The 25,913-nt window shown below is 40.8% G+C and carries 22 protein-coding genes; 4 read left to right on the top strand and 18 right to left on the bottom strand.

Features of this window, described 5'->3' with window-relative positions:
• From DXA60_RS11665 to DXA60_RS11595, 15 genes are all read right to left on the bottom strand, one after another.
• Positions 1 to 1,131: a tetratricopeptide repeat protein gene (locus DXA60_RS11665; protein WP_117921396.1), complete on the bottom strand. Its 1,131-nt coding sequence runs from the start codon at positions 1,129 to 1,131 to the stop codon at positions 1 to 3.
• Positions 1,132 to 1,154: 23 nt separating this feature from the next.
• Positions 1,155 to 2,825, bottom strand: coding sequence for a formate--tetrahydrofolate ligase (locus tag DXA60_RS11660; protein WP_117921394.1), 1,671 nt, complete (start codon positions 2,823 to 2,825; stop codon positions 1,155 to 1,157).
• A 19-nt stretch (positions 2,826 to 2,844) separates the two neighbouring features.
• Positions 2,845 to 5,613, bottom strand: coding sequence for an FtsK/SpoIIIE family DNA translocase (locus tag DXA60_RS11655; protein ID WP_117921392.1), 2,769 nt, complete (start codon positions 5,611 to 5,613; stop codon positions 2,845 to 2,847).
• A gap of 21 nt (positions 5,614 to 5,634) precedes the next feature.
• A complete protein-coding gene (locus tag DXA60_RS11650) occupies positions 5,635 to 6,513 on the bottom strand; it encodes an undecaprenyl-diphosphate phosphatase (RefSeq protein WP_186898800.1) in 879 nt (292 codons plus the stop codon).
• 103 nt (positions 6,514 to 6,616) lie between these two features.
• Entirely contained in the window at positions 6,617 to 7,270 is a 654-nt protein-coding gene (locus DXA60_RS11645) for a ClpP family protease (RefSeq protein WP_117921388.1), read from the bottom strand.
• 154 nt (positions 7,271 to 7,424) lie between these two features.
• Entirely contained in the window at positions 7,425 to 8,876 is a 1,452-nt protein-coding gene (gene glgA, locus DXA60_RS11640) for a glycogen synthase GlgA (RefSeq protein ID WP_117921386.1), read from the bottom strand.
• A 165-nt stretch (positions 8,877 to 9,041) separates the two neighbouring features.
• Complete coding sequence (locus tag DXA60_RS11635; RefSeq protein ID WP_117921384.1) at positions 9,042 to 9,770, bottom strand: YebC/PmpR family DNA-binding transcriptional regulator; 729 nt, start codon at positions 9,768 to 9,770, stop codon at positions 9,042 to 9,044.
• An 83-nt stretch (positions 9,771 to 9,853) separates the two neighbouring features.
• Positions 9,854 to 10,201, bottom strand: a complete 348-nt coding sequence (locus DXA60_RS11630) for a type II toxin-antitoxin system PemK/MazF family toxin (protein WP_015560523.1) — start codon at positions 10,199 to 10,201, stop codon at positions 9,854 to 9,856.
• A 73-nt stretch (positions 10,202 to 10,274) separates the two neighbouring features.
• The gene (gene alr, locus DXA60_RS11625; RefSeq protein WP_117921382.1) at positions 10,275 to 11,444 is read right to left on the bottom strand and encodes an alanine racemase; all 1,170 of its coding nucleotides are present in this window, start codon (positions 11,442 to 11,444) and stop codon (positions 10,275 to 10,277) included.
• A gap of 32 nt (positions 11,445 to 11,476) precedes the next feature.
• Positions 11,477 to 13,039: an NAD(P)H-hydrate dehydratase gene (locus DXA60_RS11620; protein ID WP_117921380.1), complete on the bottom strand. Its 1,563-nt coding sequence runs from the start codon at positions 13,037 to 13,039 to the stop codon at positions 11,477 to 11,479.
• Between the two features lie 86 nt (positions 13,040 to 13,125).
• Entirely contained in the window at positions 13,126 to 13,779 is a 654-nt protein-coding gene (locus DXA60_RS11615) for a redox-sensing transcriptional repressor Rex (RefSeq protein WP_117921481.1), read from the bottom strand.
• Between the two features lie 125 nt (positions 13,780 to 13,904).
• Positions 13,905 to 15,842, bottom strand: a complete 1,938-nt coding sequence (gene abc-f, locus DXA60_RS11610; protein WP_117921378.1) for a ribosomal protection-like ABC-F family protein — start codon at positions 15,840 to 15,842, stop codon at positions 13,905 to 13,907.
• Entirely contained in the window at positions 15,839 to 17,050 is a 1,212-nt protein-coding gene (locus DXA60_RS11605) for an NADP-dependent isocitrate dehydrogenase (RefSeq protein WP_117921376.1), read from the bottom strand. Before DXA60_RS11605 ends, abc-f begins: the two co-directional genes overlap by 4 nt.
• 14 nt (positions 17,051 to 17,064) lie before the next feature.
• Positions 17,065 to 17,724, bottom strand: a complete 660-nt coding sequence (locus tag DXA60_RS11600) for a GntR family transcriptional regulator (RefSeq protein WP_117921374.1) — start codon at positions 17,722 to 17,724, stop codon at positions 17,065 to 17,067.
• Between the two features lie 10 nt (positions 17,725 to 17,734).
• Positions 17,735 to 19,123, bottom strand: coding sequence for an isopropylmalate/homocitrate/citramalate synthase (locus tag DXA60_RS11595; RefSeq protein ID WP_015560518.1), 1,389 nt, complete (start codon positions 19,121 to 19,123; stop codon positions 17,735 to 17,737).
• Between the two features lie 297 nt (positions 19,124 to 19,420).
• Between DXA60_RS11595 and DXA60_RS11590 the strand changes: the two genes are divergently transcribed.
• Positions 19,421 to 19,645 carry a chorion class high-cysteine HCB protein 13 gene (locus DXA60_RS11590; protein WP_117921372.1) on the top strand — a complete coding sequence of 75 codons (225 nt, stop codon included), beginning with the start codon at positions 19,421 to 19,423 and terminating at the stop codon, positions 19,643 to 19,645.
• Positions 19,646 to 19,793: 148 nt separating this feature from the next.
• Here DXA60_RS11590 and DXA60_RS18880 read toward each other — a convergent pair whose 3' ends face one another.
• The gene (locus tag DXA60_RS18880) at positions 19,794 to 19,958 is read right to left on the bottom strand and encodes a hypothetical protein (RefSeq protein ID WP_243006863.1); all 165 of its coding nucleotides are present in this window, start codon (positions 19,956 to 19,958) and stop codon (positions 19,794 to 19,796) included.
• A 169-nt stretch (positions 19,959 to 20,127) separates the two neighbouring features.
• Here DXA60_RS18880 and DXA60_RS11585 point away from each other — a divergent pair, with 169 nt between their 5' ends.
• Both DXA60_RS11585 and DXA60_RS11580 read left to right on the top strand, forming a co-directional pair.
• Positions 20,128 to 20,454 carry a hypothetical protein gene (locus tag DXA60_RS11585; protein ID WP_117921370.1) on the top strand — a complete coding sequence of 109 codons (327 nt, stop codon included), beginning with the start codon at positions 20,128 to 20,130 and terminating at the stop codon, positions 20,452 to 20,454.
• Between the two features lie 30 nt (positions 20,455 to 20,484).
• A complete protein-coding gene (locus tag DXA60_RS11580; RefSeq protein ID WP_117921369.1) occupies positions 20,485 to 20,763 on the top strand; it encodes a hypothetical protein in 279 nt (92 codons plus the stop codon).
• A gap of 56 nt (positions 20,764 to 20,819) precedes the next feature.
• On the opposite strand, the gene DXA60_RS11575 is transcribed toward DXA60_RS11580, so the two are convergent.
• On the bottom strand, positions 20,820 to 22,145 hold the full coding sequence (locus DXA60_RS11575; RefSeq protein WP_241070672.1) for an InlB B-repeat-containing protein: 1,326 nt from the start codon (positions 22,143 to 22,145) through the stop codon (positions 20,820 to 20,822).
• 108 nt (positions 22,146 to 22,253) lie between these two features.
• Positions 22,254 to 24,347 carry an elongation factor G gene (locus tag DXA60_RS11570; protein WP_117921365.1) on the bottom strand — a complete coding sequence of 698 codons (2,094 nt, stop codon included), beginning with the start codon at positions 24,345 to 24,347 and terminating at the stop codon, positions 22,254 to 22,256.
• Between the two features lie 349 nt (positions 24,348 to 24,696).
• Here DXA60_RS11570 and DXA60_RS11565 point away from each other — a divergent pair, with 349 nt between their 5' ends.
• Entirely contained in the window at positions 24,697 to 25,794 is a 1,098-nt protein-coding gene (locus DXA60_RS11565) for a prephenate dehydrogenase (protein WP_117921363.1), read from the top strand.
• Positions 25,795 to 25,913: the final 119 nt, after the last annotated feature.

Genomic DNA, 25,913 nt, shown 5'->3' with positions numbered 1-25,913 from the left:
TCATTGTGGATGATATCCCAAATTTACACGATAGATATCACTGACTAAACCTGTCTTGTTATTTACTGCCATGACAGATAATACATAATCCCCTTCCGGAACAACAATCGGTTCTGTATAAACAGCCGATTCTGTTGTTGGATCTGTAGAATCCCATGTATAATAAATCGTGCAATCTTTCTGCTGTGTGATTGTTACAGTGGTCTCCTCAGAGAAAACTCCTCCATCTGGTGAGACAGATGGCAGATCCGGTTTTTTAAACTGAATCTGGTATTCTTCTGTTACGATATCACTGTAGATGCCTTTTTCATTACAACATACAGCATTGATTTCAAAATTTCCAGTATGATTTAGCGGAATACCTCCCTGTGGATATGGAATCCCATTTTCTTTATCCGGGACAGTGCCATCCGTCGTATAATAAATGTCATTTCCGGCAATTGAGTAGATCACGACTGTAATATAATCATCATATTGCCCACTAAGCGGAGATATGATCGGTTCACCAACCTCATAATCATCGAATAATGCAAGTATATTCCCATCCGTAACATCTTCTTTTAAAGAAAGAATGCTGTCATAATCCCCCATTTCATCATAAATGGAGATCAGATGCTGATAAGCCTCTTTATTCGTTTTGTCAAGTTGAAGGATTTCCATATATAAAACGAGTGCTGAATCATATTCTTTCTGGCTGGTATAGACTTCTGCCATTGCCTCACGTACTTTGATATCATCCGGCTGCAATGCCAATGCGGTTTTATAATATTGAAGTGCATTTTCGTAATTATGATCTACCAGTTCTTTTTCAGCCATTTCAATTTGATAATCGTAGGAATTTGCATTCTTATTATCTATATAAAGTTTTACAGCAACACCAACTGCCGCACCTGTCACTATAAAACAGCAACAGAGAATCAGCAGCAGATGGTTGTTTTTTTTCTTTTTGTTTTTTTGGGGTTCTACTTCCGTCTTTTGCGGATTTTTTGCACTTTCTCCGTCTTTTAGAAGTGAACGCAGATAATCATCCTCAAGTACGTTGTAATCCGAAACTATCTGTGCTTCGTGGCCACAGACAGAACAGTAAAGGCAGCCTTTTTTTAACTCTGCCCCACACTTCGCACATTTCATGGGATATCCTCGCTTTCGACTTATTAAAATAATCCTGTGATCACACCGTTATCATCAACATCTATACCGTATGCTGCCGGATTTTTCGGAAGTCCAGGCATTGTCATGATCGCTCCGGTAACCGCTACAACAAAACCTGCTCCGGCGGAAACATAAACTTCTCTCACATTAATGGTAAATCCGCTAGGACGTCCGAGTTTCGTCTGGTCATCAGACAGGGAATATTGTGTCTTTGCCATACATACAGGGAAATCTGACATTCCCATCTCAGCAATGCGCTTTAACTCCTTTGCAGCAGCAGGTGCATATGTCACACCGTCAGCTCCATAAATTTCTTTTGCAATCGTCTCGATTTTTTCTTCCAGTGAAAGATCATCCGGGTATAATGGTTTGAAATGACTTTCCTTTGTCTCTAAGGTTTTTAATACTTTCTCGGCAAGTTCTACTCCACCTTTTCCACCTTTTTCCCAAACTTCTGCAAGTGCAAATTCACAATCTCTTTCACGGCAGAACTGTTCAATATAATCGGTCTCGGCTTTCGTATCTGTAACAAATGAATTTAATGTCACGACAACTGGAACACCATATTTCTGTAAATTCTCGATATGTTTTTCAAGATTTACGATACCCTTCTTTAAAGCATCTAAGTTTTCTTCACCAAGATCAGCTTTTGCAACACCGCCATTGTATTTTAATGCTCTTACCGTTGCAACTAAGACAACAGCATCCGGATGGAGCCCTGCCATACGGGATTTGATATCAAAAAACTTTTCTGCACCTAAATCTGCACCAAAACCGGCTTCTGTGATGACATAGTCCGCCAGTTTTAAAGCTGTCTTTGTAGCACGTACACTGTTACAGCCATGTGCAATATTTGCAAATGGTCCGCCGTGAACAATTGCTGGTGTGTGCTCTAAAGTCTGGATCAGGTTTGGTTTTAAAGCATCTTTTAATAATGCAGCCATTGCGCCGGTCGCTTTGATATCATCTGCAGTAACAGGCTTACCATCATAAGTATATGCAACAATGATCTTTCCGAGTCTGCGTTTTAAATCATGCATATCATCTGCAAGACATAATACAGCCATAATTTCTGATGCAACGGTGATAACAAAATGATCTTCCCTGACCATTCCATCCATTTTTCTGCCAAGACCGACTACAATATTTCGAAGGACACGGTCATTCATATCCAGACAACGTTTCCAGACAACCTGTCTTGGATCAATACCAAGCTCATTTCCCTGCTGGATATGATTATCAAGCAATGCAGCGAGCAGATTGTTTGCAGAAGTAATCGCATGAAAATCTCCGGTAAAATGAAGATTTAAGTCTTCCATTGGAACTACCTGTGCATAACCGCCTCCGGCAGCACCGCCTTTAATTCCAAAACACGGTCCAAGGGACGGTTCACGGAGTGCGATCACTGCTTTCTTTCCAAGCTGTCCAAATGCCTCACCAAGTCCTACACTGATCGTTGTTTTGCCTTCTCCCGCCGGAGTTGGATTGATTGCTGTTACAAGGATTAATTTTCCATCTGGTTCATTTTTAACACGTTCCATCAGTTCATCAGAGAGTTTTGCTTTATATTTTCCATAAAGTTCTAATTCGTCCTCTGTGATACCAAGTTTTTCGGCTACTTCACGGATATGCAGCATTTCTGCTTCCTGTGCGATCTCGATGTCTGTTTTCATAATGATTCCTCCTCGTGTCTTATAAATATTCTTCTTCGTATTGTTCAAACTGCTCCTGCGTCATTAAAACGCGGCGCGGTTTTGTACCTTCTTCCGGACCGACAATGCCGGCCTCCTCAAGCTGATCCATAATTCTTGCTGCCCGGTTAAAACCAACTTTAAAATAACGCTGCAACATTCCAATAGACCCTTTTTCTTTATCGATCAAAAGTTTTGCGGCATCTGCAAAATATGCATCTCTTCCATCTCCGGTTCCCGAATTTGAATCAATGCTCACAGTAGTATTTTCAGATTCTATATTATTCATATGTTCTTCCACTGCCGCGCTATATGAAACCTGTCCACTTTCCTCTTTGATGTAATTGACAACATCTGATACTTCCTTGTCAGAAACAAATGCTCCCTGTACACGGACCGGCTTTGGAATTCCCTGCGGATAGAAAAGCATATCGCCTTTCCCAAGCAGTTTTTCTGCACCGTTCATATCAAGAATTGTTCTTGAATCAACACCGGATGTTACCGCAAAGGCAATACGGCTTGGCATATTTGCCTTGATCAATCCGGTGATTACGTTTACAGAAGGACGCTGGGTTGCAATGATAAGATGAATCCCGGCTGCACGTGCAAGCTGAGCCAACCGGCAGATCGCGCCTTCCACATCACTCGGTGCAACCATCATCAGATCTGCTAACTCATCCACGATAATGACGATCTGAGGCATTTTTTCCGGTTTCGGATCACCTTCCACATCCGGAAGACTGTCTATTTTAGCATTGTATCCTTTTAAATTCCGGACATGCGCTTCGGCAAATTTATTATAACGGTCAGTCATTTCTGCTACTGCCCAGTTTAAGGCACCTGCTGCTTTTTTCGGATCAGTAACGACCGGTATCAGAAGATGCGGGATACCATTGTAAACACTTAACTCCACAACTTTCGGATCTACCATGATCAGTTTTACATCCTTCGGATCTGCCTTGTACAAAATACTCATAATGATCGTGTTGATGCAGACAGATTTACCGGAACCCGTTGCACCTGCGATCAGAAGATGCGGCATTTTTTCAATATCAGCTACAGATACTTTACCACCGATATCTTTTCCGACACAGAAAGAAATTTTCGATGGATGGGACTGAAATTCCTCAGATTCCACCAGCTCGCGGAACGACACCATAACATTTTCCTTATTTGGAACTTCAATACCAATCGCTGCCTTTCCAGGGATCGGTGCTTCGATACGGATATCCGCTGCTGCAAGATTTAACTTGATATCATCCGCCAAATTAACGATCTTGCTTACTTTTACACCCATTTCCGGCTGTAATTCATATCTTGTTACGGCAGGTCCGCAACTGATATTTGTAATCGTGACATTAACACCAAAATTCTTTAATGTCTGTTGCAGCTTCATGGCAGTTTCCTGTAACTGTTTTCTGGTATCTCCCTGCTTGTTTTCAGATTGTTTCAGAAGTGTAACAGGAGGAAATACATACGCTTTCTCAGGTGGTGCAGTTTCCAGATCTGTTTCCATTACCGGTTCAGCTGCATCTTCATTTTTCATATATACAGGCTCGTGAGATACAGTTTCACGTTTTACAGGTCCGGTTTGTTCTGCAGCGGTCTGCTGCGCCTGTATATCTTCATCAACTGATTCTTCTTCCGATAAATCAGATCCTAAATCAGCCTCAAATGATGATAGATCTGAGGTATCCTCTGAAAAAGGCTCTATTCCAAATGCCATTGCAGGATCAGGACGCCCCGGCATATCGAATATCTCTTCCTCTTCGACTGTCTGTGAAACTTTTGGTTCTTCCATCTGGATTGGAAAAGATGCCTGCTCATCCTCCGCTGCAAAAAGCGCTGTTTTTTCCGTCAGAGCCTGTCCCATTGCTTCTAACGCCTCATCTGAAAATGCAGATGGAGCCATCTTCTGTGGTGCATTTCCTGCAGTCAGTGTGACACGTTTTTCCTCTTTGATCTCCGGCAGATCTATCATATCTTCCGGCAAAATCTCGCTGATATCCTGAGAACGTTTCTGTGACGTATCCGGGATCAGTTTGGTATCGATAGCAACTCCCTCAACCTTTCTGTCCATTCTACGCTGCTGCTCCCGCTGTTCACGTTCTTCCCTTCGCATCTCTGCACGTTCTCTGTGCCGCTCATTACTGATCTTCGCAGACTCATATACCTTACGTCCACCCTTTTGCATACCACGGAATGCGGAACGTTCGGTAATAAGTACAAGTGAAATGATAAGTACGATCACATCGATCACATAAGCGCCAATAATTCCAAAACCGGAACATAACATATGTGAAAGCACGCCACCGATCAGTCCGCCGCCACTTTTTGCATCAAAACTATACCGGTAGGCATCCATTGCAGTTTTCGCATCCGTTCCATCGGAAATGAGTTCGAAAAACATGCATAAAAATGCCACAAAAAGAATGACTGCCACTAATTTTACAGCCGCAACTCTGTTTCCCTGATTCGAAACAGCAAAAAAAGTACCAACCAGCAATACAATCGGAAATATATATGAAATAATTCCAAATATACCAAAAAAGAAACGACTGACCGTTCCTCCTATGGTACCGCCAAATCCAAAATTACTGATAAAAAGTAAAAGTGAAACAGCTACTACGATCCATAAGATCACTTCACGTGTAAATTCTGTTTCACGTTCCTGCTGTTTTTTTGTAGTCCTCTTATGTCCAGAATTTGTTTTCCTGCCGGATGATGTTCTTTTACCGGCAGCAGAACGCTTCCTATTCCCTGTTGCCAAAATATTACCTCCAAATCAATTTTATGCCATATAGATATATCCGCCGATCGAGATAACGCCTACGATCAGGCAGTAAATAGCAAAGCCTGTAAATTTCTTTCTACGCACAACAATAAGCATTGTCTTAATACAGACATAACCTACTACAGCAGCTACGATCATACCAACTACATAGTATGCAATTTCCGCACCAGAAAGTGCAGCTGCCGTGTAATCTTTTAATTCCAGTACCAGTGCTCCAAGAATTGCCGGTATCGACATCAAAAATGAGTATTTTACAGCAAAATTACGGTTAAAACCACTGAGCAGACATGCAGTAATCGTCGTTCCGGAACGTGACAACCCCGGAAGCGTTGCTATTCCCTGTGCAATACCGACGCCAAATGCATTTGTATATGTAACACCTTTTGGCAGCTTATCTCCATCTTTTGCATGATCCGCAATAAAAAGCAGGACAGCGGTAAGAATCAGACAAATCCCCGGAATAAGTAATATCTCAGATGCCATCTCCACGACATCTTTTCCGACCACTCCGATGATTCCTGTTGGAATCGTGGATACAATAATCAAAACAACTAATTTGCGGTAGCTGCTGTTTACCAGACGGAGATATGGCTCATCTGTCCTGCCGGTTTTATTCCCGATAAAACGGACGAAATTAATGATACAATCCCTGATCAGACCGATTCCCTCTACAATCATTTTCAAAACATCTTTATAGTATACAACACAAATAGCTGCCAGAGTCCCGATATGCAAAAGTACATCAAATAAAAGTCCTGTCTCTGTATCTACCCCAAATAATATTTTAAAAATCGCCAGATGTCCGGAACTGCTCACGGGTAAAAATTCTGTCAATCCCTGTATGATCCCCATCAATATTGCCTGTAATAATGACATATCTGCCTCCTCTTTGTATCTCCGTAATAAATCGTTCTTTTGCAGTAACTTTTTACATACATGTTTTATCTTAACATATTTGAGGCAGATTGTCATTAACTGGTTATTTTTTTTCTATCATCTGATGCAGTTTTGAAAATGCATCGGAAATACCTCCAACTTCATTGATCAGTCCTTCATCCACCGCTTCTTTTCCGACCAGAATTGTTCCAAGATCTTTTGTGAGTATTCCGGTGTTCATCATAAGCTCTTCCAAACGTTTTTCCGTTGCTTTTGAATGTGTACTGATAAAGTGTACGATCCGGTCCTGCATCTGTTTAAAGTAATCGTATGTTGGTTTTGCGCCAATCACGGTTCCATTCATGCGAACCGGATGGATCACCATGGTTCCGGATGGCACAATAAAGGAATAGTCTGTTGACACGGCTAAAGGGACACCGATGGAATGACTGCCGCCAAGAACCAGTGAAACGGTTGGTTTCCGGATGGATGCAATCATTTCGGCAATCGCCAGACCGCTTTCCACATCACCACCAACCGTGTTTAAAAGCAGCAACAGCCCTTCTGTATCCGGATTATCTTCAAGTTCAGCCAGTTTTGGCAGAACATGCTCATATTTTGTGGTTTTGGTAGTTGCCGGAAGACAGTCGTGTCCCTCAATCTCCCCAATGATCGTCAGTAATGAAATCTTATTTTTCATTTGTATCTGACCAAACTCTTTGATCTCTTCATTTTTCTTTTCCTGATTTTCTGCCATGATATACTCCTTCCATATGATATGAAAACAATAGACGGTACGCTCTTTAAATATTCTATTGTCATGAATGAAAAAACAGGATGTTTGTAACATCCTGTTTTTTATACGACATCCTTATTTAAGTATATCCAATCTGCAAAATAATCATACAGAATTAGCATCCGAGCAGATAATTGTATAATCCCTCGTATTTCCCTTTAGAGTTATTCCATGAATAATCATTTGCCATGCCACGGTCGATCATCTGATTCCACTGTTTCTTGCGGTCAAAGAAGATATGTTTTGAATAATTGATCACAGAAAGCATTTCATCTCCATTATAATTTGCAAATGAAAAACCGTCTCCTGAATTTTCATACTCATTAAATGGTTTTACCGTATCTCTTAATCCACCTGTCTCACGGACAATCGGAACAGTACCATAACGGAAAGAAATAAGCTGTGTCAGCCCGCATGGTTCAAAACGGGATGGCATCAGGAAAGCATCTGCCGCTGCGTAAAGTTTATGTGCAAGTTCATCAGAATAACAGATATTAGCAGATACACGATCACCGTATTTCCATGCATAATGGCGGAACATATTCTCATACTGTGGATCTCCGGTACCTATGACAACCAGCTGGGTATAATCATCCACGATCCGGTCGATCGCATAGTTCACAAGATCTAAGCCTTTCTGATCTGTCAGTCTTGAGATCAGCCCGATCATGTATTTCTTCTTGTCAACAGCAAGTCCAAGCTCTGCCTGAAGTTTTACCTTGTTCATGTACTTTTTCTTCCGGAAATCCGATGGTGTGTAATTCGTATAGATCTTTCCATCTGTTGCCGGATCATAAACTTTATAATCAATACCATTTACAATACCCTGCATATCAAAATGACGTGCAGATAACAGACCGTTCAATCCTTCTCCATAGTACTCGGTCTGAATCTCCTGCGCATAGGAATCGCTGACAGTCGTGATATAATCTGCATAAACAAGTCCGCCTTTTAACATGTTGGCATCCTTTTTAAATTCCAGTTTATCCGGTGTGAACAGAGAAGCTGAAAATCCGGTCAGTCCCTGCATAGTCTTGATATCCCATACTCCCTGGAATTTCAGGTTGTGGATCGTCATTATACTCTTCATTCCCCAGTAAAAAGAATCTGCCTGAAATTCATTTTTCAGATATACCGGAATAAGACCTGTCTGCCAGTCATGACAGTGAATCAGATTCGGGCAGAAGTCAATCTGTTTTAGCATGGACAATACAGCTTTGTCAAAGAAACAGAACTTTTCGATATCATAGCGGACATCTCCATATGGCACTGCACAGTTAAAATATTCCTGATTGTCAATAAAATAATATGTAATGCCATCCATGACATATTTTAAAATACCGACATATTTATTCGTAATATAACTGCCGGTGCTCATATAAAAATGAGCTACATATTCGAATTTGCTGCGGAACTTATCCGGAATGCAGCTATAATTTGGTATTACAACCCTGACATCCCATTCATTCTTATCAAATTCTTTTGGCAATGCTCCACATACATCCGCCAAACCCCCGGTTTTAATAAACGGAACACACTCCGATGCTGCAAAAAGTATTTTCTTCATAGCAATCTCCATTCCTGTGTTTATTCTACATCTATTTCTATTATCATATAACATTTCCGAAAAGAATACCATATCTTTTTTACTGCAATGCAGAAAAACTTTTTCATACAAAAAACGACACAGACTTCTTCTCCATGTCGTTTTCCTGTGTATTTTATATATTATTTATTCATCCCAGTTATGATATACTTCCTGTACATCATCGTCATCATCAAGCAGATCAAGAATACGGTTAATATTGGTTAAATCCTCTTCTGCTGTCAGCTCTACATAATTCTGTGGAATCATTGTAACTTCTGCTTCTGCCATAGGAATCTTTTCTGCTTCAAGTGCTGCATGTACTGCTTCAAAATCAGCCGGATTTGTAATGATCTCATAGCTGTCCTCTTCCTCAGAGAAATCTTCTGCACCAGCATCAAGTGCGATCATCATCAGATCATCCGCATCCATTTCACAGTCTTCTTTTGCGATAATGATCTGTCCCTTTTCATCGAACATATAGGAAACACATCCCTGTGTACCGATACTTCCATGTCCTTTTGTAAATGCGTTACGGACATTGGCAGCGGTACGGTTCTTATTGTCGGTCAGACATTTTACAATGATGGCTGTTCCGCTTGGACCATATCCCTCATAAGTGCAATACTCGTAATTGACAGAGTTGCCTTCGCCGGATGCTTTTTTGATACCACGCTCAATCGTATCGTTTGGCATATTGCTTGCTTTTGCTTTTGCAATGATTTGAGCCAGTTTAAAGTTGTTTGCAGGATCCGGACCGCCATCTTTTACTGCAACGGCAATCTCACGTCCGATAATTGTAAAAATCTTTCCTTTTGCTGCATCATTTTTTTCTTTTTTGTGCTTAATATTCGCAAATTTGGAATGTCCTGACATAAATACTTCCTCTTTTCTCACTTGTTTATTGCTTCAAAAATACATTTTATTTTATCACTATTTCCGTTTTCTGGCAAGTCTATTTATGTATACAACTCTAAACTTACCTCAAGCGCCTTATCTATTTTCACCAGAATCTGGGAATCTAAATGACATACCTTGTCTTTTAACCGTTTTTTATCGATCGTGCGAAGCTGTTCTAAAAGAACAACGGAATCCTTGACAAGATCATATTTTCTGCTGTCCAGTTCTACATGGGTTGGCAGCTTCGCCTTATTCATCTGGGATGTAATCGCTGCACAGATCACAGTCGGACTGTGTCTGTTTCCAACATCATTCTGTATAATGAGTACCGGTCTGACACCGCCCTGTTCCGAACCGATGACCGGTCTTAAATCTGCATAAAAAATATCACCACGTCTAATTACCATATACTTCCACTCCATTTTTCTTACTTTACGGATAGTATTGCCAATTTTTACTGGTGTATTCCATTTCTTCCTGTTATTCTGAAAAATGATCTCTCGTGCCAATGATCCTTCCGCCATGGATATAAACACGTGGAATACGTTTTCCAAGATCACAGGCGAATTCATAATTGAATCGTCCGGACAGGTCACCGACTTCTTCCATAGTGATACACTCATCACCATCTCTGCCAATGAGAATCACTTCATCTTCATTTTTAACATCCGGAATGTCGGTAACATCAACCATAAACTGATCCATGCAGACACGGCCAAGAATCGGTGCACGTTTTCCATGGATCAAAACAAATCCTTTATTTGAAAGGCCTCTTGCATAGCCATCTGCGTAGCCAACCGGAATCGTTGCGATTATGCAAGGCTCTGTTGTGACATAAGTTCCTCCATAACTGATTGCTCTGCCAGCCGGAAGTTCCTTTACATATGCCACATGTGTCACCAGTGTCAATGCAGGTTTCAGGCTGATCGCATTCTTATCTACATCCTCAGACGGCCACATGCCATACAATGTGATGCCGGCGCGGACCATATCCATATTTGCATCTGGAATATCGACAATCCCTGCACTGTTTGAACAGTGATGAATCGGAATACTTACGCCACGGTCTTCTAACATGCCGATCATTTTCTTGAAAAGTCCGATCTGCTGGTAGGTTGGTTCCTTATCTTTTTCATCCGCTTTCGCAAAATGGGTAAAAATACCCTCCACTATAATATGCGGCAGTTTTGAAAGCTGTGCCATCTCATCTGCTGCGTCTTCTGTGACCTGATAACCGATCCGGCTCATTCCGGTATCGATCGCGAAATGGATCTTGCAGTCTCTTCCGATACTTGCTGCGGCAACGGAAAGTTTTTCTGCCATCTCTTTTGTAAATACGGTTGGACGGATACCTGCTTTAATCATATCCACATACTGATCCGGGAATACATATCCTAAGATCAGGATCGGTTTCTGGATTCCGTGATTACGAAGGATAAGTCCTTCCTCAACCGTGGCAACTGCATAACCATAAAGATAATCCAGTTTTTCAATCGTCTCTGCAATCTCTACGGCACCATGTCCGTAGCCATCTGCCTTAATGACAGCCATAATTTTTGTGTCTTTTGCAATGTTTCCGCGCATCGCATCCATGTTGTGTAGAATTGCATCCAGATCGATTTCCGCATGCACTCTGCTGTATCTGTTCATGTTGATCCTCCATCTATTTTGTGTACCGTTTTTTATTCAACGAATTTTTGTTCATTATCGACCGGCTTTGTAGTATAAATATTCAGAACTTTTTTAATACCACAGATCAGATCTGAGGCTGTAAGCCCCTGTAACCCCGTTGTGCGTATCATAAGATCACCGGACAGGCCATGAAGATATACCCCAAGAGGAGCCGCCTGGTAAGGTGTTATTTTCTGTGCCATAAATGTACCGATCACACCACTTAACACATCTCCGCTTCCTGCTGTTGCCATTCCGGAATTGCCGGAAAGATTCAGGTATTTTTTACCATCCGGCAGTGCAGTTACGGTATGTTCGTCTTTTAAGACACATACAACGTGATATTCTTTTGCATAATCCGCAGCAGTCTGAAGTAAATGATGCTGGATCTCACTGACTGTTTTTCCGGTAAGCCGGCTCATCTCTCCGGGATGAGGTGTGATCACTGCCGGGATTTTAAAATTTTTCCAGATATCTGCCTCTGGTAAGTCATTCTGCTCTGCTATCAGATTTAACGCATCCGCATCAAAAAGAATTGCTTTCTTTTCCTGTGACGTTCCATATTCTAACACAAAATTTAATATCTGTGCAGCAGTTTTTTCTTTCCCAAGCCCGGGACCTGCCACAATGGCATCTGCCCAATCAAAAGCCTCCTGTAATACAGCCTTCCCCGGAGCAGCATTTTTATCATAAGTAGTAAGAACCGCCTCTGGAACACAGCTCTGTAAAATAATCCTGTTTTCTTCCGGCGTCAGCACACGCACCAGACCGCATCCTGTGGCGTAAGCAGCTTTTGCAGATAAAACTGCCGCCCCTGCCATATTGACACTTCCTGCGATCAGCAAAAGTTTTCCATAGTTTCCTTTATTAGAATGACTTTTTCTCTCCGGGAGCAGCAATAAATCTTTCGTTTCCAATGCCATTACTGACGGTGTCTCTCCCAGCCAGCTTTCTTTCGTGATACCGATATCACATACGATCACTCTGCCGGCATATTCATTTCCCGGCCAGAGAATACTGCCTAATTTCGCAAATGCGAATGTGATCGTGATATCTGCACGAAATGCCATACCAAGGACAGCACCTGTATCTGCAGAAATTCCGGATGCAATATCCACTGCCACTTTTTCTCCCGGAAGTGTATTCATACAACATAATATATCTGCATAAGTACCAGTCACGTCTCTCGACAACCCTACACCAAATAGTGCATCTATGACAGTTGTTGGTCTGATCTGTTCCGGTAAATCCGTATAGACAGGAACACCATATGCATTTAAAATATCCTGCTGGATTCTGTTTTGCTCCGAGCAATGATCTTTATTTCCAGCAAAAACAACTGTAACAGTATGTCCCTCCAGAAATAAAAGGCGGGCGATCGCAAGACCATCTCCACCATTATTTCCGCTGCCGCATACGATAAGAACTTCTGAGAGATCGACCTTTTGCTTATGGAGTTCATTTACAAATGTTATTGCTGCACGCTCCATCAGAAGAAGTCCCGGAACCTTAAAATGTGAAACGGTATTTGCGTCATATTTTTGCATTTCCCTGCTGTTTACAAGATACTTCATGATAATAAGCCCCCTGTTATAAGCAAAAAACGCCGCACAAAGATCTGTGCGGCAGCTAATTGCTTCCTGAATTTATGGCACCCTTTTCAGTTGCCGTTTTCTTCTGCTTTTTTGTTTCTGACAATGTTGTAAGATAACTGCATCAAACTGTCGGAAAGATGTACATTCTCTACAACAACATTTTTATCAATGAGCTCCAGGTCTACATGCGCAAAATTCCAGATTGCGCGGATTCCAAGTCCGACTAGTCTGTTTGCAATGGCATCAGCCTTTTCCTTTGGCATAGTAAGCGCCGCAATATCCACCTGATTTTCTGCACAGAAACTCTCTAATTCATCCAGCATGCGGATTTTGATTCCACGCACGGTCACACCGTCCAATGCAGGATTTACATCAAACAGTCCTATGATCACAAAACCAAGTTTTTCAAATTTCACATAGTTTGTAAGTGCCTGTCCAAGATTACCTGCACCCACCACAATAATATTGTGTCTTTCATTTAAACCTAATATCTTACCGATTTCCTCATATAAAAACTTTACATTATAACCATAACCCTGCTGGCCAAAACCACCAAAATTATTCAGATCCTGTCTGATCTGGGATGCAGTCACATTCATTCGTTTACTCAGATCATTGGATGATATACGTTCTACACCGGCATCTAAGAGTTCTCCGAGGTAGCGGTAATAACGCGGCATTCTCCGGATAACTGCCTGTGATATTTCTTTTTCCTGCACAAAAGGTTCCACCTTTCTTACGTTCTCTCGTTTATTATAGTGATTTCCCCTGTGTCTGTCAATGTGTGAAAAATTTAACTATCTTTTTTTCAATAAGATATTTTCTGTTTTGTCAGGAAATATCATCAATCAGTTCCATCTAACTGCATTGACAGCTCTTCCCAGGTTTCATAGCAGGTTTCCAGTCGTTCCCTGCACTCCTGCTGTCTTGCTGCAAGCTCATTTAATTTTGCGGAATTAACTGCGTTTTCCGGCTTTGCACATTCTTCATCGATCATGCTTATTTCACTTTCAAGTGCGGCAATCTCTTCCTCGGCTTTTTTTAAACTGTTTTCAATTTTACGAATCCTTGCCTGCTCTGCTTTTTGTGCCTGCCAGTCGAGCTTATTAACGGCATCATCCTGTTTCTTAGGCTGCACATCTGAAGTTTCTGGCTGTTTCACATACAACTGCGTCATAATATCATGTTTTTCCAGATAATAATCATAATTTCCGATATAATTTACAATTGTTTCACCTGTCAGCTCCAGGATTCTTGTTGCTGTCTGATTGATAAAATAGCGGTCATGTGAAACAAAAAATACCGTTCCTGTATACTGGTTTAATGCAGATTCCAAAATTTCCTTGGATGTAATGTCCAGATGGTTTGTCGGCTCATCTAAAATAAGAAAATTAGCATCTGAAAGCATCAGTTTTGCCAGAGAGACACGGCCTCTTTCACCACCGCTTAAATCTGAGATCCGCTTAAACACATCATCATTTGTAAATAAAAAGGCTGCCAGTACATTGCGGATCTTTGTGTTGTTCAGCTCTGGATAAGCATCTGAGATCTCTTCAAATATGGTTTTTTCCATATGTAAAAGCTGATGTTCCTGATCGTAATATCCAATGTGAACATTCGAACCAAGTGTTACCGTACCACCATCTGCCTGTATCAGATTATTGATGATCTTTAAGATGGTCGTTTTCCCGGTTCCGTTATTGCCGATCAGTGCTACCCGCTCCCCACGTTTAATCTCGAATGAGATATCCGAAAACAATGTAACCGGCGGATATGATTTTGCAAGACCTGACACCGTAAGGACATCATTTCCGCTGACCACATTTGGCTCTAACACGATCTTAATGTCTGTATTGTCCTCAACCGGTTTTTCAATACGTTCTATCTTGTCTAACATCTTTTCGCGGCTCTCCGCACGCTTGATGGATTTTTCACGGTTAAACGATTTTAACTTTGTGATAACTTCTTCCTGATGTCTGATCTCACGCTGCTGATTATAATATTGTTTTAACAGATCTTCACGGACTTTTGCTTTCTTCTTCGCAAAATCCGAGTAATTTCCCTGATATACATACGCTTTATGCTGGAAAATCTCTACAACTTTTGTGACAACGCGATCCAGAAAATAACGGTCATGTGCTACGATCACAACAGCCCCTTTGTAAGCCCGCAGAAAATTCTCAAGCCAGCGGATCGACTCCATATCCAGATGGTTTGTCGGCTCATCTAAAAGTAATACATCCGGCTTTGTGACTAAGAGTTTGCCAAGCGAAACCCTGGTTTTCTGTCCTCCGGACAATTCATTCATCTGTTTTGTTAAATCTTCGTCCGAAAAACCAAGTCCTTTTAAAATACCGGTTACTTCACTCCGGTATGCATATCCGCCCTGCAGTTCAAATTCGTGGCTCAGACGATGATAAACCTCCATCAGTTTTTCCAGTTCCCCACCGGTCTGCTGATTCATTTCTGACTCCATATTGCGGAGTTTCTGTTCCATTTCAAGGATGTCAGCTCTTGCATTAAGAACTTCGTCATAAATGGTTCTGTGCCCCGATACATCCTGATACTGTGCCAGATAACCGATTGTTTTATCTTTTGCAAGGATCACTTCACCGGTATCGGACGTTTCTTCGCCCATAATAATTTTAAGCAGCGTAGACTTGCCGGCACCATTGATGCCGACAATCGCTGCTTTTTCGTTTGCTTCAATATGAAAACTTACATCTTTTAAGATCTCATCTGTTCCAAAAGACTTTGAGATACTCTGACATGACAAAATCATTTTAAACTTTCCTCTAATGTTGTTCTGATTGCCTTGATGAAATTTTCGCTGTTTAATACAACCGGATTCGGATTTGTAGTAATCAGCGCAAGGTCTTTTGTCATTTTACCATCTTCAATGGTCTTTATACAAGCCTTTTCAAGTTTTTCTGCAAAATCAGATAATGCCTGGTTAGAATCAAGTTCTCCACGTTTCTTAAGTGCACCTGTCCATGCAAAAATAGTTGCAACAGAGTTTGTGGATGTCTCCTCACCTTTTAAGTGTTTGTAATAATGGCGCTGTACCGTTCCATGTGCAGCTTCATATTCATAATATCCATCCGGGGAAACTAATACAGAAGTCATCATGGCAAGTGAACCAAATGCACTTGAAACCATATCACTCATGACATCTCCATCATAATTTTTACATGCCCAGATATAACCACCCTCAGACTTCATTACACGTGCAACTGCATCATCGATCAATGTATAAAAATAGGTAATACCTGCTTTTTCGAATTTTTCTTTGTACTCTGCATCAAAGATTTCCTGAAAAATGTCTTTAAAGGTATGATCGTATTTTTTTGAAATCGTATCCTTTGTTGCAAACCACAGATCCTGTTTTGTATCCAGCGCATAATTAAAACAGCTTTTTGCGAAACTTTCAATGGAATTGCAAAGGTTATGCTGTCCCTGAACAACGCCTGCTCCGGTAAAGTTGTGGATCAGTTCTCTCGTCTCTGTACCATCTTCCGCTGTATATACCAGCTCACATTTGCCTGCTCCAGGAATCTTCATCTCAGTTGCTTTATATACATCGCCATATGCATGACGCGCGATCGTGATCGGTTTTTTCCAGTTCTTTACACATGGCTCGATCCCTTTTACAACGATCGGTGCACGGAATACCGTTCCATCTAACATGGCGCGGATCGTACCATTCGGGCTTTTCCACATTTCTTTTAAATTATATTCTGTCATACGTGCTGCGTTTGGTGTGATCGTTGCACATTTTACAGCAACACCGTATTTCTTTGTTGCATTGGCAGAGTCAACGGTAACCTGATCATTTGTCTCATTACGATGCTCTAATCCAAGATCATAATACTCTGTTTTTAAATCAATAAACGGCAGAAGTAATTCATCTTTGATCATTTTCCAGAGGATTCTTGTCATCTCATCTCCGTCCATCTCTACCAGTGGTGTTGTCATTTTGATTTTTTCCATTATGTTCTCCTTTTCTATTGAAATAAATTGTCCCATCCGTAATTGTCCATATTGTGAATGGTGTTCATCATATGCTCATTTGCAAGTTTTTCTGCCAGATTGGCATCATGTTTTTTTAATGCTTCCACAATCTGTCTGTGTTCCTGATTCGATTGCACAGAACGTTTTGGATCTGCAAGTGTGATTTTACGTACACGCTGCACATAATGATGAAAATCAAGCAGCACATGTTTCAGCTCTTTACTGTCAGAAGCGTTATATAAAATTTCATGGAAACGGTTATCTAATTCCACGACTTGTTCTGAATTTCCTTTTGCTGCATGGAAATCAGACAGATATATATTTTCATCCAGTTCATCTAACTGCTCTTTTGTGATATTGTCCGCAGCCCACTTTGCACACAGTCCCTCCAAACGTGACCGTATCTCGTAAATATCCTGAATATCTTTCTTGGAAATACCTACAACATAAGCACCCTTATTCGGAATGATGGTGACTAATCCTTCCAGTTCAAGCTGGCGGAGCGCCTCACGCACCGGAGTACGGCTGACGCCTAACTCTTCGCCGATATTTTTTTCCTTCAGTTCTTCGTCTGTCGCATATTTTCCGGATAAAATATTCTCACGGATCGTATGGAACACACGGGAACTTAAGGAATAATTATCCTCTCCCATATATGACACCTCATGCTCCTATTGTTACATTTAATTCCTTACAGCATTTTTCAATTTCTTCTACTAATTCCTTATCCGTCAGTACCGTAACACGTCCATCCTCATACTGCTTGTCTACCCAGACTTTTACTTTTTTTACAAGTTCTGAGTTCTTATCGACACTCTTATCTTTCGGAAGATGATAATATGAGTTGATCCAGAGAGCAATTCCTGCAAGACCGGATGTGTTGGAAACAGATACTAATGGCGGTCTGTTTAAGAATTTTCCGGTATCAAAAATATTATAGATCTCCTCATTTTTCAGAAGTCCGTCCGCATGGATTCCAGCTCTTGTAACGTTAAAATTACTGCCGACAAACGGTGTACGGCTCGGCTGCACATATCCAAGCTCTTTTTCAAAATATTCCGCCAGCTCTGTGATCACTGTGGTATCCATACCATCGAGTGTTCCCTTTAACTGTGCATATTCAAAAACCATAGCCTCAAGCGGTGTGTTACCGGTACGCTCTCCGATACCGAACAGGGAGCAGTTGACACCACTGGCTCCATAAAGCCATGCCGTCGTAGAGTTATTAACTGCTTTATAGAAATCATTATGACCATGCCATTCGATCAGTTCAGAAGGTACACCTGCATGTGTGGTCAGACCATAAATGATACCCGGTACACTTCGCGGAATCACAGCACCAGGGAAATTCACTCCATATCCCATAGTATCGCAGGCACGGATCTTGATTGGAATCTTATATTCATCCATCAGCTTCATAAGCTCCACACAGAACGGAATTACAAAACCGTAAATATCAGATCTTGTGATATCCTCCAAATGACAGCGTGGACTGATACCTGTTTCCAAACACTCACGGATGACACTCAGGTAAAGATTCATGACCTCTCTTCTTGTCATTTTCATTTTATAGAAAATATGATAATCCGAGCAGCTTACCAGAATACCTGTCTCACGCAGACCGATATCTTTTACTAACTGGAAGTCTTGTTTGCTTGCCCGAATCCAGCTTGTAACTTCCGGAAATTTATAACCGCGCTCTAAACATTTATAGACGGCATCTCTGTCTTTTTTGCTATATAAAAAGAATTCACTCTGTCGTATCAGACCCTTCGGTCCACCCAGGCGATGCAGATAATCATAGATCGTCACGATCTGTTCTGTTGTATAAGGTGCCCTTGACTGCTGTCCATCACGAAATGTCGTATCTGTGATCCAGATATTTTCAGGCATATTATGTGGTACAATTCGGTCATTGAATGCGATCTTTGGGATCTCATCATACGGGAACAGATTATGGAATACATTTGGTTCTTTCACATCTGCTAACTGATAAAAATGCTCTTCAAGCTGCAGCAGATTCGTTTTCTTATTCATTACAACTTCTCTCATAACGTAAATCCTTCTTTCTGCCATGACTCCACGCCATGAATGCATATTTTTACTTTTAGAGTGAATATTTTTTCATGCATAATTGTATACAATTATACTTTTTCTATATTCTACACATTTCCTCTCTTATTTGTCAAGGCATAAAATTTTATATTTTCTATAACTTGCAGTTATAAATATGTTAAAATATGCATCCTGTATATTCCTTTAAACCTAACAGAAAATTTTTTCAGATTTGTAACACTTATCTGGCTTTCACATAAGATACAGTGTAAGAAAAATTTCTGGAGGTTTTATATGAGTGATTTAGCTGCAACAAACTGTGGTGGTGGATGTTCCTGTAACGAGGGAGGATGCAACTCCATTCTCTGGATCATCATCTTATTATGCTGCTGTGGCGGTAACGGCGGATTCTGTGGTGGAAATAATGGCTGTGGAGGCAGTAATGACTGTCTGTGGATCATCCTGCTTCTCTTCTGCTGCGGCGGATGTGGTGGAAATGGCGGAGGATGCTTCTGCTAGTCTGAGCATTCATTCCATACAGGCGACCGGTATTGCCGGTCGCCCTGTATCATTCTATTGTTTATACCAAAAACGTCTCTGCCCGTTACAGGCGAGACGTTTTTTGCCCTCCGGGCAGGATTCGTTCCTGATTCATAGATCATCGATATTATGAGTATTTTTCTTTCTGATTTTTATCTGTATATTCCTGATCTTTTTCCCATTTCTTCTGTTGTATCATCTTCTCATAAATTCCACATTCTTTCGGGACTTTCTTTCTCCTGGCACACTCTTCATCTATTTCATAAACACTATTCCCATCAATAATCAGCATATTTTTATTCCTCCCTGTTTATTTTATGCCGGACTGCCTGACATCGTCACTAAACCCATCCTAAAATCTGCATAATAGCTGACATAATCTATTTTTCTGATTCATAAACTGAAAGAAAAAGGCATTCGAGTGAAAAAAACTTTTTTCACACACAAGAATGGAGATTTTTATGGAACAAAATTCATTCACGCCATTTGATAATATGACACAGACCCGAGAACTGCAGATGTTAAAAACAGCAATTCCTTATATGAAAGGCGACCAGAAAAAACAATTTGCCATTCTGATCAAATATATGGAATTACAGAATACCATCCAGGTATTTAATCAGGAAGATAAAGTCATGTCTATGTGCTCTGTCAGCGAAGAAGAAAATTCCACGCTTGCTATGCTGAACGATCTCCGGAAATTCTGTACGGATAAGGAACTCGAAACACTTGATATGCTTACGAATATGATTTCCATGATGGAAACATATGAGACGATTTTTGCATAAAATATCTTAAATCTTTTGAAAGGGAAAAATATGGAAAATGATTTTTGGAATAATCCGGGGTTGAAAAATATGTCACCCGAAAAACTGCAGTTTTTAATGAACTTTGCTTCAAAAGAAAAGCCAACAAATATTAAAGATATGATGCCATTTCTCCTTGGCACCATGAATGCGGCAAAGACAAACAATATCCAGTTTACTGATCCGGAAACAGAAATGTTAATTGCCCTGTTAAAACAAAACATGTCGAAAGAAGAGGCGGATAAGGCGGATAAGATCATCCGTCTTATGAAAGAACGGAAACAAAGCTGACAAAAGGGATGGAAACACTCCATCCCTTTTCTATCTGCTTGCTGTTTGATTTAGTTTTACCAGATTGAAGCAACACTCACTTCTAACAACTTGTCAATCGGTGCCGGACTTTTTCCCATACCGTCTGTACCCTCAAAATATTTTGCACTCGCAGATTCAAATAAAACAAATACCGTATCATCCGCAATCGCAACTTCCTCTGAGCAAGGCGGCATCTCAACTTTTACCTTTGGATCATTTGGCTTTTTATCCAGTGCAAGGAGAGACGCATAAACTTTCAAATAAGAAGAATTGTTTCTTCCATAAGAGGTACTTAAATAAATAGAGCCATTATCATCAAAAGCCACGCCCTGCACCTTGCTTGGAAGATTATAACTGCTGACTGCTGTCAGTTTATCCGCTTCTTTATCGTAACTGTAAGAATACATTTCGGAATCAAAAAATCTGGTATGTGTAGCAACCCAGAGTCTTCCGCCGTAGCAGGTAATGCAGGATGGTGTATTTTTCAGACGATATTCATCTGACAAAGCGGATGCATCAATACAATACCCCGGTACATCATTTGCAATTGTTGTGATATATTCATAGGAAATGCGTTCTAATGTATTGGAATTAGAATGGCAGATCCAGACATTTTCACCATCAAAAGCAATACCTCCAAGATGACTTTCTTTCTTCATGCCAAGTGTCACAAGATATTCACCACTCTCACGGTCAAATACCATTAACGAGCCTAAATTTTTACGATCTTCTGAATAGGCTGTGATAAGAATATAATCCGGTGTGAAGCAAAGTCCCTGCATACACTGGCTGGAACTGCTGATCAAATTGTCCTTATAATCTTTTTCTCTGGTAGAAGGCATTCCCGGAATCGAAAGAGAATCCAAAAAAGTATAAGAACATTCCTTTAACTCTTTCTGACTGCTATCACGGATCGTGCCAGTCTGGTAAGAATACATTTCTACATTATAATGATTATCGATGTTTTTTGTCCATTTTGCAAAAAGCACCATATTAGCAGGGCTGTCCTCATCGATTGTTGTAACTTTTCTGGAATAATTGCAATCTGCATACCAGCCGGCAAAATTATATCCGATCTTAACCGGTACATCCAAGGTAAACGGAAGTTCTTCCTTTTTGATGTTTTTTGTATTATTACTACTGTTAATGCCACCATTTACTTCATATACAATATGATATTCCGATGGATTTTCTCCTGCAAAGAGGTCTAATGTGATATCATCACTTGCAATGGTCTCCTGTGAAGCATTCGGGAGTATGATAATACTGCAGGCACGAACCAGTTTTGGATCACTTACAAGAAAAATAAATACATATAAAATTACAAATAATTCTTTGCAAATTTTTCTGCCAAACTGCATACCCATTCCTCCCTTTTTTGTACACAGACCAGCCGGTATTACAGCCAGTCTGTGTTTTTTGCTCTGCTTTCCGGGAAGACTTGCTTCTTTTATTTTTCAAAGAAGTTTTTATGAATTGTCCGTGTTATCGAGTTTGCCTGCTCTTTCTGCGATCTCCTGTTCCTGAATATCAGAAGGAGCCTGTTCATATCTTGCAAACTCATAAGAAAAGGTTCCGCTTCCACCGGTCATAGAACGTAAATCTGTATTGTATCCATATAATTCCATATATGGGATATCAGCTACGATCTCCTGATAACCGTGTTCTGTCGGATTCATTCCAAGTACGCGTCCACGGCGCTTATTTAAGTCTCCCATGATGTCACCTGTATATTTGTCAGGTACAACAACCTTTAAGGATGCGATCGGCTCTAACAGGATCGGTGATGCCTCCATGAAACCTTTTTTAAATGCCTGAAGTGCTGCAACCTTAAATGCCATTTCAGAAGAGTCTACCGGATGATAAGAGCCATCATATAAAACTGCTTTTACTCCTACCACCGGATAAGCTGCCATCGGTCCTTTTTGCACGCCTTCCTGGATTCCTTTCTCCACCGCCGGGAAGAAGTTCTTCGGAACGGCTCCACCGACAACACATTGTTCAAATACATATGGTGTTTCAAGGTCTCCGGAAGGTTCAAATGTCATCTTGACGTGACCATACTGCCCATGACCTCCGGACTGTTTTTTGTACTTGTATTCCACATCCGCTTTCTTACGAATGGTCTCCCGGAATGCTACTTTTGGTTTTTTCAGTTCAATCTGAACTTTGTATCTCTCTAACAGTTTGCTTGCCACAACATCAAGGTGCTGGTCTCCCATACCGTAAAGTAATGTCTGGCCATTTTCACTGTCATTGACTGTTTTTAATGTAAGATCTTCGAGCATCAGCTTTTGCAATGCCTGCGAGATCTTATCTTCATCTCCTTTGTTGACTGCCTTATAACGTTTATAAGTATATGGTATGGAGATCTGTGTTCTTATATACAGAATCGGGTTCGCTTTGGTAGAAAGGGAATCTGTGGTAGCTGCTTTAGTCAGCTTCGCTAACGCTCCGATATCTCCCGCATGCAGTTCCTTTACTTCCTCCGGCTTATTGCCACAGAGTACATAGATCTTTCCGATTTTTTCCTCTGTATCTTTATGCTGGTTGTAAAGAAGATCATCTGTTTTGATAACTCCCGAATTAACTTTGATCAATGAATATTTCCCAATAAACGGGTCTGCAATCGTTTTGAAAATATAAGCTGATTTTGGTTTTGCAAAATCATAGTCTGCATTGTATACCTCGTTGGACTTTGCATTGATTCCGGTGCAGGAACGTTTTTCCGGACTCGGAAGATATTTTACAATGTCGACCATCAGTGTATACATGCCGCGTGCAAGAACATTCGAACCCATCAGCACCGGAACGATGCTTCCATCGGATACATTGACACGGAGTGCCTGGCGGATCTCATCCTCGGAGAACTCTTCCCCTCCAAAATAACGATCCATAAATTCTTCACTCGTCTCCGCAACAGCCTCCATCAATGCTTCCCTGCAGATACCAAGATTCTCTTTGGAATACTCCGGCACTTCTACCTTTTCCACTTCGCCGTTATCTTTCCAGCGTTTTGCCCGCTGTTGTAATACATTGACATAACCGACGAACTGTCCGTTTTCACGGATCGGAAGATGGAAAGGTGCGATCCGCTTGCCGTATAGCTGCTGTAAATCTTCTACGACCTGCCGGTAACTTGCCTCATCGATATCCATATCTGTAACAAATACCATACGCGGCAGTTTGTATGTCTCACATAACTCCCATGCCTTCTTTGTGCCGACTTCAATGCCAGCCTTACCGGATACTACGATAATTGCTGCATCCGCAGCACTGACTGCTTCTTCTACCTCCCCTACAAAATCAAAATAACCAGGTGTATCAAGGATATTGATCTTGGTATCACCCCAGACAATCGGTATCACAGTTGTGTTGATGGAAAAATGACGTTTGATTTCTTCTTTGTCATAATCGCTGATCGTGTTACCATCGGTAACTTTTCCCATGCGTGTTGTCATCCCCGCAAGATAAGCCATCGCCTCGGCGAGACTTGTTTTACCACATCCACCATGTCCAAGCAGAACCACATTACGAATCTTGTCAGTTGTGTAAACGTTCATAGCAAATCCTCCAATACATATTTTTTAGTCGATACCTCTGAAACGGCATTCGCTGTATGGTTATATTTTACTAAATTTACACGTTTATTACAACTTATTTATTCATATTTACTAACTATTTTTATATTACCCAAAATTTGTTTATATATTATGTATGCATTTTAAATATTTTTTTACCATTTGCATGGAATGTTTACATAGTGTTCACATTTCGTCCAAACTTTGATTATTTTTTTATGCAATATACACTTTTGTACTTTAACGTGTTGACTTTCTTGTGATTTATGTCTATGATAGGTAAAGAATTATAAGAATAGAATTTTAACATCTAACAGGGGGATTTCCATATATGTCACTTCAGAAAATCGGCTTTATCGGACTCGGACTCATCGGTGGTTCCATTGCAAAGAAACTGCATGCACTTCATCCGGAACTCACAATGATCGCTACAGCACATCATACCGAGACGGTTGCCGACGCTTATAAAGAACATTTAATCGTAAACAATACACCGTGTGAACTGAAAGATTTTGCAGACTGCGATTATATTTTTCTGTGCACTCCGACCAGGAAAAATATCGAATATCTGCAACAGTTAAAAGATGTGATCTCACCGGACTGTATTATCACAGATGTCGGGAGCGTCAAGACAGAGATTCACAGGGAAGTAGAAAAGCTAGGTCTTGAAGCTAACTTTATTGGCGGGCATCCGATGGCGGGATCTGAGAAAACCGGTCTTTCTAATGCCTCAGAAACACTTTTGGAAAATGCTTACTATATTATCACACCAACCGATAAAAGTCCTGCTCCCGCTGTGGAAGAGCTGACAGAACTGGTTCGTTCTCTCGGTGCGATTCCACTTGTTTTAGGATACGAACAGCACGATTATGCTACCGCAGCGATCAGCCATCTGCCGCACGTGATCGCATACAGTCTCGTAAATCTGGTTCGTGAATCAGATGATGAAAATGAGATCATGAAAACCATTGCAGCCGGAGGATTTAAAGATATCACGCGAATTGCATCATCCTCTCCTGTCATGTGGGAAAATATCTGCCTGTCCAACCAGGAACAGATTTTAAAATTATTGGACAGTTATATTCATACTTTGGAGAAAATGCGGATCAATATCGCAGATGCAGATTCACCTGCACTGTTAGATGCCTTTACTGCCGCTAAAGATTACCGTGATTCTATCACTATTACGGCAAAAGGCGCTTTAAAGAATATTTACGAATTATATTTAGATCTGATCGATGAGACCGGTGGGATCGCCACCGTCGCCACGATCCTTGCAAGCAATAATTTAAGCATAAAAAACATCGGCATCATTCATAACCGTGAATTTGAAGGCGGTGTCTTGAGACTTGAAATGTATGACAGGGAATCGTTAGCACTGGCAGTCGCACTGCTTAAGAAACATCATTATACGCTTTACGAAAGATAGGGAAATGCCGTACGGTCGGTTGATCGTAAGTACGTAATCATCTGTACCTTGCCTTTTAAAAAAACATGCCGCCCATCAGGGCGGCACATTTTATTTCTTCTTTTTGGTTCGAAATCCTT

This window comes from Roseburia sp. OF03-24 (assembly GCF_003463035.1).
Classification (GTDB): domain Bacteria; phylum Bacillota; class Clostridia; order Lachnospirales; family Lachnospiraceae; genus Roseburia; species Roseburia rectibacter.
The sequence above is the reverse complement of the archived record's forward strand: the minus strand, read 5'-3'. Positions and strand labels throughout refer to the sequence as shown.

Coding starts and splice junctions, on each gene's coding strand:
- DXA60_RS11650 (WP_186898800.1), bottom strand. CDS start 6,513: ATGTCATTATTACAGGCAATATTGATGGGGATCATACAGGGATTGACA.
- DXA60_RS11645 (WP_117921388.1), bottom strand. CDS start 7,270: ATGGCAGAAAATCAGGAAAAGAAAAATGAAGAGATCAAAGAGTTTGGT.
- DXA60_RS11620 (WP_117921380.1), bottom strand. CDS start 13,039: ATGAAGTATCTTGTAAACAGCAGGGAAATGCAAAAATATGACGCAAAT.
- DXA60_RS11605 (WP_117921376.1), bottom strand. CDS start 17,050: ATGGAAAAAATCAAAATGACAACACCACTGGTAGAGATGGACGGAGAT.
- DXA60_RS11570 (WP_117921365.1), bottom strand. CDS start 24,347: ATGAACGTTTACACAACTGACAAGATTCGTAATGTGGTTCTGCTTGGA.
- DXA60_RS11585 (WP_117921370.1), top strand. CDS start 20,128: ATGGAACAAAATTCATTCACGCCATTTGATAATATGACACAGACCCGA.
- abc-f (WP_117921378.1), bottom strand. CDS start 15,842: ATGATTTTGTCATGTCAGAGTATCTCAAAGTCTTTTGGAACAGATGAG.
- DXA60_RS11580 (WP_117921369.1), top strand. CDS start 20,485: ATGGAAAATGATTTTTGGAATAATCCGGGGTTGAAAAATATGTCACCC.
- DXA60_RS11630 (WP_015560523.1), bottom strand. CDS start 10,201: ATGGTAATTAGACGTGGTGATATTTTTTATGCAGATTTAAGACCGGTC.
- DXA60_RS11600 (WP_117921374.1), bottom strand. CDS start 17,724: ATGGGAGAGGATAATTATTCCTTAAGTTCCCGTGTGTTCCATACGATC.
- glgA (WP_117921386.1), bottom strand. CDS start 8,876: ATGAAGAAAATACTTTTTGCAGCATCGGAGTGTGTTCCGTTTATTAAA.
- DXA60_RS11565 (WP_117921363.1), top strand. CDS start 24,697: ATGTCACTTCAGAAAATCGGCTTTATCGGACTCGGACTCATCGGTGGT.
- DXA60_RS11575 (WP_241070672.1), bottom strand. CDS start 22,145: ATGCAGTTTGGCAGAAAAATTTGCAAAGAATTATTTGTAATTTTATAT.
- DXA60_RS11660 (WP_117921394.1), bottom strand. CDS start 2,825: ATGAAAACAGACATCGAGATCGCACAGGAAGCAGAAATGCTGCATATC.
- DXA60_RS18880 (WP_243006863.1), bottom strand. CDS start 19,958: ATGCTGATTATTGATGGGAATAGTGTTTATGAAATAGATGAAGAGTGT.
- alr (WP_117921382.1), bottom strand. CDS start 11,444: ATGAACAGATACAGCAGAGTGCATGCGGAAATCGATCTGGATGCAATT.
- DXA60_RS11665 (WP_117921396.1), bottom strand. CDS start 1,131: ATGAAATGTGCGAAGTGTGGGGCAGAGTTAAAAAAAGGCTGCCTTTAC.
- DXA60_RS11635 (WP_117921384.1), bottom strand. CDS start 9,770: ATGTCAGGACATTCCAAATTTGCGAATATTAAGCACAAAAAAGAAAAA.
- DXA60_RS11595 (WP_015560518.1), bottom strand. CDS start 19,123: ATGAGAGAAGTTGTAATGAATAAGAAAACGAATCTGCTGCAGCTTGAA.
- DXA60_RS11590 (WP_117921372.1), top strand. CDS start 19,421: ATGAGTGATTTAGCTGCAACAAACTGTGGTGGTGGATGTTCCTGTAAC.